Origin of the sequence: Parapedobacter flavus, from assembly GCF_035818675.1 — a bacterium.
GTDB classification, from domain to species: domain Bacteria; phylum Bacteroidota; class Bacteroidia; order Sphingobacteriales; family Sphingobacteriaceae; genus Parapedobacter; species Parapedobacter flavus.
The window spans coordinates 623061-636464 of record NZ_JAYKZZ010000001.1; the positions used below are offsets into that span (position 1 = coordinate 623061).

Genomic DNA, 13404 nt, shown 5'->3' on the forward strand with positions numbered 1-13404 from the left:
AAAGTACCAGCTTTAATCAAAAAAGTGCCTATCCACCTCCCCTAGGAAGGGTAAATTTGAATTCTATAAGCTGATTATTAACATTTAACGCAAAAAAAGTTTATTGAATGATTAGGATTGATTTTAACCTAATGCCGAACGATTTGGCAGGTCAGTTACGGCGGTTTTGGGAGCTTTCGGGTGAAAAAATAGCCGCTATCGAGAATGAGTATGAGCTCGGAAAGGGTTCGCCCGTATTTACGGTAGACGGTAAATATACCACCCGTGGTTGGACAGAATGGACCCAAGGGTTCCAGTTCGGGTCGTCTATCCTACAATTTGACGCCACAGGCGACCATGAATTTCTTGTAAAGGGGCGGGAGAAAACCGTGGAACTCATGGCACCGCATGTAAGCCATATCGGTGTGCACGACCATGGGTTTAATAATGTGAGTACCTATGGGAATCTGCTCCGTTTGATGGTGGAAGGAAAAACCCCGTTCAACGAATGGGAGAAGAATTTTTATGAACTGGCATTGAAAGTGTCTGGCGCTGTTCAGGCCAGCAGGTGGACACCTATAAAAGATGGCGGGTTCATTTATTCCTTCAATGGTCCGCATTCCCTTTTCGTCGATACGATGCGTACGGTCAGGATTTTGATGCTCGGTCATAAACTGGGGCATGTGTTACAACAGGAAAACGACGAGAAAGTAAACCTGCTGTTCCGTGCGTTGCAGCATATGCGGGCCACGGCAGATTATTCCGTGTTTTACGGTGAGGGGCGGGATAGCTATGACATTTGGGGTCGAACTGCTCACGAAAGTATTTTTAATACCACAGACGGGAATTTCCGCAGTCCCAATGCGCAGCAGGGGTACACGGGTTTTTCTACCTGGACAAGGGGCCTGGCTTGGGCAATGGTCGGGTTCGCTGAGCAGTTGGAGTTCCTCGATACCATTTCTGACGAGGATCTGGCCGTTTACGGAAGCCGGGAAGCGATTGAGGAATTCATGCGCAGGGCTGCGGAGGCGACTTGTGATTTTTATATCGAACACACGCCCACGGACGGTATCCCGTATTGGGATACGGGCGCGCCTAACTTGCATAAGCTTGGCGATTACCTTTCCGTCCCGGCCGACCCCTACAACGACTTTGAGCCGGTGGATAGCTCTGCGGCTGCCATTGGCGCGCAGGGACTGCTACGGTTGGGAAATTACTTGAAGGGAAAAGGCGCCGACGAAAAAGGAACTAAATATTGGCAGGCAGGATTGACGGTTTTGCGTTCGTTGTTGGCGGAGCCTTATTTGAGCACGGATGCAACTCATCAGGGTATTATCCTCCATTCCATTTATCACCAGCCAAATGGGTGGGACAATATCCCCGCAGGCCAAAAGATCGCCTGCGGCGAATCGAGCATGTGGGGCGACTACCATGCGCGCGAGGCCGCACTTTATGTGCAGCGGATCATCGATAATAAATCCTATTACGCGTTTTATAATGGTGTGTTATGAGTGCGGGCAAGCTAGTTGACCTCAGCAAACTATGCATCCACACGATGACCACGAAGCACTGGTCGATCGAGGAGGCCGCAGCAAACTACAGCCGGGCGGGGGTGAAGGGGATTTCGGTGTGGCGGCAGTTTCTGGATGGCCGGAACATAGCCAATACCGGAGACATGCTGCGTGCCCACGGCTTGGAGATCGTGTCCCTGGTGAGGGGCGGGTTTTTCCCCTCCACTTCATCTGCGGCGAGAAACAAAGCGCTGGAAGACAATAGGAAGGCCATTGACGAGGCAGCCGCTTTGGGTGCGCCCATGATTGTGCTGGTTTGCGGTGCGGATGCCGGTCAGCCCCTGGAAGTATCGAGGCAGCAGATCCGCGAGGGTATCGAAACCATCTTGCCGTACGCCATGGAGAATGGTGTCAAACTGGCCATCGAACCCCTGCACCCCATGTACGCCGATACGCGGTCGGCAGTAAACACCATGGCGCAAGCCAACGACATGGCCGAAGCCATCGGTTCGGATTATGTAGGGGTGGCAGCGGATGTCTATCACATCTGGTGGGACCCCGACCTGGAGCAACAGCTCATGCGGTGTGGCCGCAACGGCAACCTGTTTGCGTTCCATATTTGCGATTGGATGAGCCCGACCGTCGATTTTTTAAACGACCGTGGACTGATGGGCGAAGGCTGCATCCCCATTCGCAAGATTCGCGGGTGGGCGGAAGCTGCGGGATTCGACGGGTATAACGAAGTGGAAATTTTTTCCGACAGGTTATGGTCGGAGGATCAACATGAATTTTTAAATAAAATCGTAGAAAACTATTATCAAAGTTGATATAAAATAGGTTATGAGACATCGCGTAGGAATTATCATGAACGGGGTTACGGGCCGTATGGGTACCAACCAGCACCTGATGAGAAGTATCGTTGAAATTATAAAGCAGGGCGGGGTGGAGTTGCCTAATGGCGATACCATTATGCCTGACCCTGTGTTGGTCGGTAGGAACCGAGCCAAGCTGGAAGAACTGGGTAAACGGGCGGGAATTTCCAAAATCGCTACCGACCTGGACGCGGTGCTACAGGATGAAAACTATACCGTTTATTTTGACGCCCAAACGACGGGACGCCGTGCCGAAGCCATCCGGAAAGCGGTGCAGGCGGGTAAACACATTTATTGTGAAAAGCCCATGGCCACCGATACGGCCACGGCCCTGGAACTATTCCAGCTATGTAAGACGGCCGGGGTAAAAAATGGCGTGGTGCAAGACAAGCTGTGGCTACCCGGCCTTCGCAAGATTAAGCGATTGATGGAAAGCGGTTTTTTTGGGGAGATACTTTCCGTCCGCGGGGAGTTCGGTTACTGGGTGTTTGAAGGCGACACCATCCCGGCACAGCGACCTTCATGGAATTACCGAAAAGAAGATGATGGGGGCATTATTGTGGATATGCTCTGCCACTGGCGGTATGTGCTGGATAATATTTTTGGAAAGGTAAAGGCGGTTTCCTGTCTTGGTGCAACACATATCAAAAAGCGGGTGGATGAACAGGGGAACACCTATACCTGTACCGCTGATGATTCGGCTTATGCCACCTTCGAGCTGGAGGGCGACGTCATTGCCCACTTCAATTCGTCGTGGACCGTTAGGGTAAGGCGGGATGACCTGCTCACGCTACAGGTCGACGGCACCAAGGGATCGGCGGTGGCAGGGCTGCGGGAGTGCTATGTACAGCATTATGGCAATACCCCCAAGCCGGTATGGAATCCGGATATCCCACAACCCATCGATTTCTATGAGGGGTGGTCCAAGGTTCCCGAACAGGAAGCATACGACAACGCCTTTAAGGTACAGTGGGAACTTTTCTTGAGACACGTTGTGCTCGATGAGCCATTCCCATGGGACATGAAAGAGGGTGCCAAGGGGATTCAGCTCGCCGAAAAGGGGATAGAAAGCTGGGAGAAACGGGCATGGGTTGAAGTGCCGGAACTATAGGTTGGTTTGTATAGATGATTGGATAAAGCAGTTGATTTTATGAAGAAGATAGCATTGGTAACCGGAGGATCCAGGGGGATTGGGCTAGGTATAGCCCGGTCCCTCGCCGGTGCCGGATTCGATTTGGCCATCAACGGGATGCGGGACGAAAAGGATGTTGTCTTGCCGCTTGAGGAGTTGCGGCAATTGGGTGCCGACGTCATTTATTGCCGGGGCGATGTTGGGGATGCGGATGCTCGTGCGCGGATAATCGATCAGGTGAAAGCCCATTTCGGGCAACTGAATGTGCTGGTAAATAACGCCGGGGTGGCGCCGAAAGAACGGAAGGATATCCTGGAAGCCACCGAAGAGAGTTTTGATGATGTGATACGGACCAACCTAACCGGTCCATATTTCCTTTCGCAGGCTGCTGCAAATTGGATGGTTGAACAGAAGGTAGCCGACCCGGCGTTTGAAGCGTCGATCATCAACATCTCATCCATTTCGGCGACCGTTGTATCCACAAACAGGGGGGAGTATTGCGTAGGTAAAGCAGGGATGAGCATGGCTACGCAGCTATTCGCAGCGCGGTTGGGCGAATATTACATACCCGTATACGAGGTTCGGCCAGGAGTAATCGCCACAGACATGACAGCAAAAGTAACGGAGAAATATGATAAGCTGATTGCGGACGGACTGTGTGTGTTGCCTAGATGGGGGTTGCCGGAAGATGTGGGCAAAGCGGTAGCCGCGCTGGCCACCGGTAATTTTCCGTATACCACCGGGCAGGTCATCATGGTCGATGGAGCGATGAACATTCCTCGGTTGTAGGTCTTCTTTTCACTTAGCATCGTAGTACAACGTATTTAATAATCCTGCTTTACCAATATCGAAATGTGAAAATTAATACCGAATTATAACACTTAATAAACCTAAGAGATGGATAACAGCATACAATTAAACCAAGTGGAACAAGGGCAGCGAAGTTCGAAAAGGTACATCATGATCACGGCCTTTCTCGCACTCTTTGCCATCGTCGGATTCGGATTCTACGGATTACCGTTCTTTTTTGATTTCATCATGGAAGAGCGCGGTTGGTCCAGAACCGTCATCACCTCGGGCAACGCTGTCGGCAAACTGATTGTCGCCCCGTTGTTCGGATTTTTTGCCGGTTGGTTGATTGACCGGTACGGGCCACGGCAACTGATGATGACCGGCGCCTTGATGCTGGCGGTCGCGCTGATCGGAATCGCATTTTCCAGCTCGTTAGAGATGTTTTATCTGTTTTACGTGTTCAACGCTTTAGGTTACGTGTTTGCAGGGCCGCTGCCATCCCAAGTGCTGATTTCTAGGTGGTTTAATAAGAATAGAGGGAAGGCCATGGGTATCGCCTATCTGGGCATAGGGGCCGGCGGTGCATTCGCACCCGTGCTCGCAGCCCGGTTGGAGCGCTGGTACGATTGGCATATCGCCTTAGCCATGTTGGGGGTAATCGGGTTTCTGATGGTTTTTATCTTTGCCTATTTCATCAAAGACAAACAGGGTAAATCTGTGGCGGTGACCGAAAGGAAAGTGGAAGGGTTTTCGATGAAGAAGATACTCAAAGACCGCAACTTCTACCTTCTGGCCATTGGCAGCATGTGCTCCATCGGGGTAGTGGGTGGCATAGGCCAACACATCAAGCTTTACCTAAGCGACCTGAACTATTCCCAGACGGAGGCAGCACACGTGATGTCGTTTGTGCTGCTGTCGAGCCTGATCGGCAGGGTACTGATGGGGTGGTTGGCCGATATGATCAACCGGAAGTATGTCATGCTGATGATATACCTGATTGTCATGGCATCGATTCCCTTACTCTTGGTCCCGGATTTTGCTGGTCGCATCTATATTTTCGCAATCGTTTTCGGAATCGGGCTCGGTGGCGATTACATGATTATTCCGCTGATGGCCGGCGACCTGTTCGGGTTGAAGGCACTTGGAAGGACCATGGGAATTATCCTCGTCGCCGATGGGGTGGCAGAAGCCCTTTTTCCGGTTTTACTAGGCGCATTGTATAATGAAAATGTTGGGTATACCGTAGGGTTTTCCGTGTTGATTGGGGTCGCACTGCTTGGTGCTATTTTTATCGCATTCTTGCCGAAGTCGCCGCAACAACAAGAAAAAGGATAAGTCGCAATTAAATCAAGAAAGACACATAAATATAGCGTATGAAGAAAAATAGACAGGAATGAACAGGTAGTTAATAAATGTATGGAGCCAATCCATTAGCTACAGCGTTAAAGCGAATTGTAACACCATACTAATTATAAAACCAATAAAAACAAAAAATATGAATTCTTATGTAGACCTTAAAGGCCGTGCCCGGCTGGCCTTGGAAAACCGGGTGCTGCGTAATCTGGTACTCACTACGGCGGTGGTGCTGGCAGCGATGTCCTACGTATCGGCAGGAATGCTTCGTGCTGCTGATGGCACCGTATACCGAATGGAAACGTCGGTATGGGCCCCCAACAGCATGTTGCAGGATATCGAAGTCCGCGGTACCATACGCGACTCGACAGGATCACTGCTTACGGGGGTATCTATTCACGTTAAAAACCGCACCTCGATTGGAACGACCACCGATCTTAACGGGCGTTATGTACTGAGTGTACCAGCTGGATCCACGCTGACATTCTCGATGGTGGGGTTTGAGACCCGAGAGATTGTTGTTGGCGAACGAGAAGTTATCGACGTGGTGCTGCTAGAGTCCTCGTCGATGCTGGATGACGTGGTGGTTACTGCCTTTGGCGGTGCGGTGAAGCGCACCGACATGATTGGGGCCGTCACCTCGGTTAATCCGTCGGATCTGAAAGTCCCATCGAGTAACCTAACCACGGCGTTGGCCGGCCGGGTCGCGGGGATGATTGCCTATCAAAGAAGCGGCGAACCGGGAATGGATAATGCGGATTTCTTTATTCGCGGTGTCACCACCTTCGGTTATAAAAAAGACCCACTGATCCTTATTGACAACTTGGAGGTGAGTACCACGGAATTGGCCCGTCTTCAAACGGATGACATAGCGAGTTTCTCGATCATGAAAGATGCCACCGCTACCGCACTGTATGGTGCTCGCGGAGCAAACGGGGTCATCCTGATCACCACGAAAGAAGGGACCGAGGGGAAGATGAAAATCAATCTACGGGTAGAAAACTCGCTTTCGGCACCTACCCGAAATGTCGAATTGGCCGATCCGATCACGTACATGGAATTGCATAATGAAGCCGTGAAAACGCGGGATCCGTTGGGTGAACAACCCTATTCCCAAGCGAAAATAGATAACACAAAGGCCGGAACGAATCCGATAGCTTACCCGGCGACCGATTGGCGGAAGGAGCTGTTCAAGGACTATACCATGAACCAACGGTTCAACCTCAACCTTTCGGGGGGTGGTAGTATTGCCCGTTATTACGTGGCCGGGGCGCTCACCAAAGATCATGGGGTATTGAAAGTCGACCCGCGCAATAATTTCAATAGCAACATCAACCTGACCAGCTATAATCTGCGTTCGAATGTAAACGTCAACCTGACCAAATCGACCGAATTGATCATCCGGATGAATGGCAACTTTGACGACTACACCGGCCCAATAGCTGGGGGTAAGGCGATGTATAATATGGTGATGCGGACCAATCCGGTTCTATTCCCCGCCTATTACCCGGTGGACGATGAGCATCGCCATGTAAGCCACATCATGTTTGGGAACTACGAGGAGGGAGGATACCTGAACCCGTATGCGGAGATGGTGAAGGGATATCGCGATTATTCCCGCTCGTATGTACTCGCCCAATTGGAGCTTAAACAAGACCTGTCTTTCCTGACGGAAGGCTTGCAGTTCCGCGCGCTGATGAATACCAACCGGACCTCGTTTTTTGATGTCAATAGGGCCTATACGCCGTTTTGGTATACACTGAGTAACTATAACAGGCGTGAGGATACGTATGGCTTATCATTGATTAATGAGAATAGCGGGCAGGAATACCTCGGTTATAGTGAAGGGCCGAAACAGGTGAGTTCGATTTTTTACCTGGAGTCCGCACTGAATTACAGCCGGACGGTCGGCGAAAAACACGGCTTGAGTGGCATGTTGGTATACATTATGCAACAACGCCTATCGGCCAATGCCGGTAGTTTACAGCTTTCGCTCCCGTATCGGAATATGGGGCTGTCGGGGCGGGCAACGTACGCGTACGATAGTCGTTATTTCCTGGAATTCAACTTCGGTTATAACGGATCGGAGCGGTTTTATACCAATCATCGGTTCGGTTTCTTCCCTTCGGCCGGATTGGCGTGGACCATCTCCAACGAAAAGTTCTTCGAGCCCCTTACGTCGACTGTCAACAACCTGCGCCTGCGGGCTACCTACGGCTTGGTGGGTAACGACGAAATCGGGTCGCCGTCAGACCGGTTCTTCTACCTGTCGAATGTGGATATGGAAGCCGGGGGTGCCGTCTTTGGTCGGGATAATAACTATTCGCGGACGGGCGTTACCGTCACGCGGTATGCGAATTCGGCCATCACATGGGAGCAAGCCAAAAAGTTCAACGTGGCGTTGGAAGTCGGCCTATTCGATAAACTGGACATCACGGCGGATTTCTTTAAGGAACACCGGACCAACATCCTGATGACCCGTGCAGACATTCCGACGACCATGGGGCTGAGCGCCGATGTGCGGGCTAATGTAGGGGAAGCCACCGGCCAGGGGGTCGATGTGTCGGCAAATTATTCACACAGTTTCATGAACGGGCTTTGGCTTCAGGCACTGGGTAATTTTACATTTGCCCAAAGTGCTTTTAAGGTGTATGAAGAACCGGAATACGATGAGTGGTGGAAATCACGTGTCGGGTACTCCGTCAATCAGGAATGGGGCTATATCGCCGAGCGCTTATTCGTAGATGAGTATGAAGTGGCCAACTCGCCGCGGCAGAACTTCGGGGAGTATATGGCGGGTGATATCAAGTATCGCGACGTGAACCGGGATGGCAGGATCACCGAGTTGGACATGGTGCCGATCGGTTACCCAACGACCCCCGAAATCGTCTATGGATTCGGCTTTTCCGCCGGCTATAAGAATTTTGATATCAGCGTGTTTTTCCAAGGGCTGGCTCGCGAATCCTTCCGGATCGGTATTGCCGAAACGGCACCCTTTATTAACGAACGGCAGCTGCTCAAAGCGTATGCGGACGACCATTGGTCGGAAGATAACCGGAACCTCTACGCATTGTGGCCACGGTTAACTGCCACCACCAATACAAACAATACCCAGCGCAGCACCTGGTTTCAGCGCGACGGAACTTTCCTACGGTTGAAACAGGCGGAAATGGGGTATTCCCTGCCCCATGGCCTCACCAATCGGATGGGGCTGAAAAGCCTCCGTTTTTACGTGAGCGGCACAAACCTGCTGGCCTGGAGCAAGTTTAAGCTGTGGGATGTGGAAATGGCGGCCAATGGCCTCGGTTACCCCGTTCAGCGAGTGGTCAACCTAGGTTTACATGTTTCATTATAAAATAACGTAGATCATGAAAGAGATTAAAAAAATAGCGATCGGCGTTTTGTTGTTGTTGATGGTTTCGTGCGACAGCTACCTCGATGTGGTGCCCGACAACGTGGCCACCGTCGATCATGCGTTTAACATGCGTAATACCGCAGAGAAATACCTATTCACGTGTTACCGATACCTGCCGTCGCACGCGAGCTTGAGCGCGAACCCCGCGTTTACCAGTGGCGACGAATTTTGGTTCTCCAATTCGTTTCTCCTGTTCCACAGCGCCCCGGGTTGGCAAATTGCCCGCGGTAATCAAGGGGTGGTTGATCCGATCCTGAACTATTGGGACGGCGTCAGCCAGCCGTTCAGGGGCATCCGCGACTGCAACATCTTTATGGAGAATATTGGCCGCGTACCCGACATGGAGGACGAGGAGAAGAACCGGTGGATTGCCGAAACCAAGTTTTTGAAGGCTTATTACCACTTCTGGCTGATGAAGCTATACGGGCCGATTCCGATTATCCGCGAAAACCTACCGGTTACGGCACCGGCAGCGGATGTCCGGGTGGTGCGCGAGCCGATTGATGACGTGGTGGCTTACATCGTTGGGCTGCTGGATGAGGCAGTCGTGGACCTGCCTGCGGAGATTCCGGATGCACTGACCGGATTGGGCCGCATTACCCAACCGATTGCACTGTCGCTCAAAGCGAAGGTGCTGGTGACCGCCGCCAGTCCGTTGTTTAATGGTAATACGGAGTACATCGGCTTTGCGGGGCCCGATGGGCGGGAACTGTTTAACCAAACGTATTCGGACGAGAAGTGGCAACTTGCGGCGGATGCCTGCCGCGCAGCGATTGAAGCCTGCCATGAAGTGGGCATGGAACTATACACGTTTGAATCCGGCATCAGCCAGTACACCCTATCGGAAGCAACCACCACTCAGATGAGCATCCGAAATAGCGTCGCAGAGCGGTGGAATTCGGAAATTATCTGGGGGAATACGAACAGTACGTCCACCTCGTTGCAGCGGCAAGCCACGCCGCCGTTGGACCCGTCGAACAGCGTCAACCAGAACACGTTGGGGAACCTGGCACCGCCGATTAAAATCGCCGAGCAGTTCTATTCGAAGAATGGCGTACCCATCGCGGAAGACGTTACGTACGACTATGCCGGGCGTTTTGACCTGCGCGAAGCCGAGGAAGCGGACAAGTATCACTTGCAAACGGGATATACGACCGTGGGTCTCCATTTCGATCGCGAGGAGCGGTTTTACGCTAGCTTGGCCTTCGACGGTGGACTATGGTACGGCCAAGGCCGGTTGAATGACAACGATCAGTGGACCATTCAAGCGAAACTGGGGCAGGCGCAAACCCGCGTATCCAACAACCGTTTCTCCGTAACCGGTTACTGGCCAAAGAAATTGGTCAACTATGAAAACATCATCGGGGATGGAAACACCTATACCATTCAATACTATCCCTGGCCGGTGATCCGGTTGGCCGATATGTATCTATTGTACGCCGAGGCGCTCAACGAAGTGAATGGCCCGAGTGACGAAGCGTATGATTATGTGGACAGGGTGCGTAAACGGGCAGGGCTACCCACTGTGGAAGAAGCGTGGACCACCTTCTCCCGCCAGCCGGATAAATACACCACGAAAGAAGGGTTCCGCAGTATTATCCAGCAGGAGCGGCTGAACGAGCTGGCGTTTGAAGGGAAGCGCTTCTGGGACCTCCGGCGGTGGAAGCGAGCGCATATTGAGTTGAACAACCTGATTACCGGTTGGGATATCGACCAGGAAAATCCGGAAACATACTATCGCCAACGGGTACTGTATAACCAAACGTTTATGATGCGCGATTATTTTTGGCCCATCAGGGAACACAACCTGATTGTGAACCGGAATCTGGTGCAGAACCCGGGTTGGTAATGTAAGTGTAAAATTGATAATCAATAGGATAATCATGAAAAAGATAAATGTTTATGTTTGGACCGTATTGGTGGTGGGTATGATGATTGGAGGGCAGGCATGTAAGGAGGAAGCCCAGCATACGCCCATCAATAAAAACGAGGATAAGCCGTTGAGCGTCCTCAATCCAGAAGTCGAAAACCTCCCCGGCGCGGCCGAGATCACTTACAATCTCCCCCAAAGCGAGGGTGTATTGTATGTCAAAGCGGTTTATGAAATCCGACCGGGGGTTATCCAGGAGGCCAAGGCGTCGTTTTACAGCAATTCGATTCGTGTTGAAGGGTTCGGAGAGGCCGGGGAATACGACGTCAGCCTGTATACGGTGGGTCGAAATGAACAGTACTCTGACCCGTTGGTTGTTCGGGTGGAGCCGTCTACCCCCCATCTTGTTGGCGTATTTGAGTCAGTGGAGGTGGTAGACAGTTGGGGCGGCGCCATGGTGACGCTGACCAACGAGGCCGAAGCCAATATGACGGTGGAAGTCCTTACCACCGATGAATTGGGCGACTTGATTGTTGCCGAGACCTTCTACACCAAAATGAAAAACGCGAAGCTGCCGGTGCGGGGTTATGACCCCGAAGAGCGCCTATTCGGGGTCGTTGTACACGATCACTGGGACAATTACTCCGATACGCTGTTTACCGAAGTGGTGCCTTGGTTTGAGGAAGAAATACCGGAGGGGTCATTTAAAAAACTAAATCTGCCGACCGATTATACCACGGCGCACAACGGTGGTTCGGCAACCCTTGAGAAGATTTGGGATGGTAATTACGGCGGTTCGGATTACGTATCGGTGCCGGGCCATGGCATCCCGCAATGGTTTACCTTCGATATGGGCGTGCAAGCTCGCTTGTCGCGTGTCGTCACTTTCAATCGGACGCAGTCTCAATACCTGTACCAATCGGGGTCGATAAAGAAATGGAAGATTTACGGGTCTAACGACCCCAACCCCGATGGCAGCTTTGACGACAGCTGGACGTTGCTGCTGGAGTGCGAATCGATCAAGCCGTCAGGGCTGCCTACGGGTAGCAACACCGAGGAGGACAAGGCATACGCCGCTGCAGGTGAAGAATTCACCTTTCCGGAAGACATGGAGCCCGTGCGTTACCTCCGTTGGCAGGTAACGGAAAATTGGGGTAAGGTGACCCACGTGAACATCGTCGAAATCGATCTTTTCGGCCAAGTGCAATAAGTTTTACTTTAAATGTCAAAACTCATGAATACTAATTGTCAAAGCTTGCGGTTATTCGTTTGCCTGATAATCGCCATCGTCATGGCGTCCTGTGGAAAAATGGACGCCCTTTACAGTGACTTTTTGGAAGAAGGCGAGTTTATTTACCCGGGCAAAGCAGATTCGTTGCGCGCCCACCCCGGATACAACCGGATACAATTGTCGTGGATTGTCCTTGCTGACCCGAATGCGACCAACGCCGTTATCTACTGGGATAACCGTGCCGATTCGCTGGAAGTGGACTTGGGGCAGGTGGCCCGGCCGGATACCATGCGGGTGATTTTAAACGATATGGAAGAAAAGGCGTACACCTTCCAAGTGGTGACGCGTGATGAAAAAGGCAACCTCTCGGTCACTTCCGAGGTGTTGGGTACGGTCTACGGCGATGTCTACCAAAATTCGTTGTTGACCCGGGCTGTCCGGAACCTGTCGGTCACGAAGGATACGTTGGTGATCGACTGGGTATCCTCGGATGAGACCAGCGTGGGTGATTCGCTGGTTTATCAAGATAAAGAAGGTAGAATAAACCGGCTGTTTGTGCCGCCATCCGACGATACGACCAAACTGCCGTTGTACGCACCCGATTATAATTTTGTGCATTGGACCATGTTTTTGCCAGATTCACTCGCCATTGATACGTTCGTGACTGCCGATTTCGAGGTGGTTGTTGACCCTGACTTATTCGGTGGCGAAGTGGAGTTGAACAAGTCGTTGTTCGCCCAAGTTGAGTTGCCTACTGATACGTACGAGCCAAATTCGGGGAGCTCAACAATGGAACATATTTGGGATGGAACACTGAATAAGGAAAGCCCCACATTTATCACGAAAACCAGCGGGGATATGCCGCAGTGGTTTACGTTTGATTTGGGCGTGACCACCGAGTTGACCCGGATGCAGATTAATCAGCGGGGGACGAAAACAAATGGTCGTCTTTATGCCGGTGGGAATGTGCGAACAGCGGAGATCTGGGGCTCGGCGGATCCAAATCCGGATGGTAGTTGGGACAGCTGGATTTTGCTGGGCACCTTCGAGTCGGTTAAACCATCAGGTGAAGGACCGCTTACCGCGGAAGATATCGACCATGCCTTAGCGGGCGAGATGGTGACGTTTGGCGAGGATTTGCCGCCGGTACGGTATATCCGGTTTAAAACCCTTTCCAATTGGGATTCTCAAAACCGGGGCTATATAAATATTGCCCAGTTGACTTTTTGGGGCTTGGAAAATTAATTGA

9 protein-coding genes are annotated in these 13404 nt (G+C 51.7%); all 9 read left to right on the forward strand.

Annotated features, from left to right (window positions below):
- Positions 1-107 precede the first annotated feature (107 nt).
- The 9 genes from U9S71_RS02540 (at position 108) to U9S71_RS02580 (ending at position 13400) form a co-directional block, all read left to right on the forward strand.
- On the forward strand, positions 108-1490 hold the full coding sequence (locus tag U9S71_RS02540; protein WP_326324999.1) for a hypothetical protein: 1383 nt from the start codon (positions 108-110) through the stop codon (positions 1488-1490).
- Entirely contained in the window at positions 1487-2317 is an 831-nt protein-coding gene (locus U9S71_RS02545; protein ID WP_326325001.1) for a sugar phosphate isomerase/epimerase family protein, read from the forward strand. The genes U9S71_RS02540 and U9S71_RS02545 overlap by 4 nt, the downstream gene beginning before the upstream one ends.
- 13 nt (positions 2318-2330) lie before the next feature.
- Positions 2331-3473 (forward strand): Gfo/Idh/MocA family protein, encoded by a 1143-nt coding sequence (locus U9S71_RS02550; protein WP_326325003.1) that lies wholly within the window; start codon positions 2331-2333, stop codon positions 3471-3473.
- Positions 3474-3512: 39 nt separating this feature from the next.
- Entirely contained in the window at positions 3513-4283 is a 771-nt protein-coding gene (locus tag U9S71_RS02555; protein WP_326325004.1) for a 3-ketoacyl-ACP reductase, read from the forward strand.
- A gap of 108 nt (positions 4284-4391) precedes the next feature.
- Complete coding sequence (locus U9S71_RS02560; protein ID WP_326325006.1) at positions 4392-5621, forward strand: MFS transporter; 1230 nt, start codon at positions 4392-4394, stop codon at positions 5619-5621.
- Between the two features lie 160 nt (positions 5622-5781).
- Positions 5782-8994 (forward strand): SusC/RagA family TonB-linked outer membrane protein, encoded by a 3213-nt coding sequence (locus U9S71_RS02565; protein ID WP_326325007.1) that lies wholly within the window; start codon positions 5782-5784, stop codon positions 8992-8994.
- Between the two features lie 13 nt (positions 8995-9007).
- On the forward strand, positions 9008-10903 hold the full coding sequence (locus U9S71_RS02570; protein ID WP_326325009.1) for a RagB/SusD family nutrient uptake outer membrane protein: 1896 nt from the start codon (positions 9008-9010) through the stop codon (positions 10901-10903).
- A gap of 34 nt (positions 10904-10937) precedes the next feature.
- Entirely contained in the window at positions 10938-12134 is a 1197-nt protein-coding gene (locus tag U9S71_RS02575; protein WP_326325010.1) for a DUF5000 domain-containing lipoprotein, read from the forward strand.
- Between the two features lie 24 nt (positions 12135-12158).
- The gene (locus U9S71_RS02580; protein ID WP_326325011.1) at positions 12159-13400 is read left to right on the forward strand and encodes a DUF4998 domain-containing protein; all 1242 of its coding nucleotides are present in this window, start codon (positions 12159-12161) and stop codon (positions 13398-13400) included.
- The last annotated feature ends 4 nt before the right edge of the window (positions 13401-13404 follow it).

Bases quoted from the DNA above. Each gene is read 5' to 3' on its own strand.
- U9S71_RS02540 (WP_326324999.1), top strand. From the start codon at position 108: ATGATTAGGATTGATTTTAACCTAATGCCGAACGATTTGGCAGGTCAG.
- U9S71_RS02545 (WP_326325001.1), top strand. From the start codon at position 1,487: ATGAGTGCGGGCAAGCTAGTTGACCTCAGCAAACTATGCATCCACACG.
- U9S71_RS02550 (WP_326325003.1), top strand. From the start codon at position 2,331: ATGAGACATCGCGTAGGAATTATCATGAACGGGGTTACGGGCCGTATG.
- U9S71_RS02555 (WP_326325004.1), top strand. From the start codon at position 3,513: ATGAAGAAGATAGCATTGGTAACCGGAGGATCCAGGGGGATTGGGCTA.
- U9S71_RS02560 (WP_326325006.1), top strand. From the start codon at position 4,392: ATGGATAACAGCATACAATTAAACCAAGTGGAACAAGGGCAGCGAAGT.
- U9S71_RS02565 (WP_326325007.1), top strand. From the start codon at position 5,782: ATGAATTCTTATGTAGACCTTAAAGGCCGTGCCCGGCTGGCCTTGGAA.
- U9S71_RS02570 (WP_326325009.1), top strand. From the start codon at position 9,008: ATGAAAGAGATTAAAAAAATAGCGATCGGCGTTTTGTTGTTGTTGATG.
- U9S71_RS02575 (WP_326325010.1), top strand. From the start codon at position 10,938: ATGAAAAAGATAAATGTTTATGTTTGGACCGTATTGGTGGTGGGTATG.
- U9S71_RS02580 (WP_326325011.1), top strand. From the start codon at position 12,159: ATGAATACTAATTGTCAAAGCTTGCGGTTATTCGTTTGCCTGATAATC.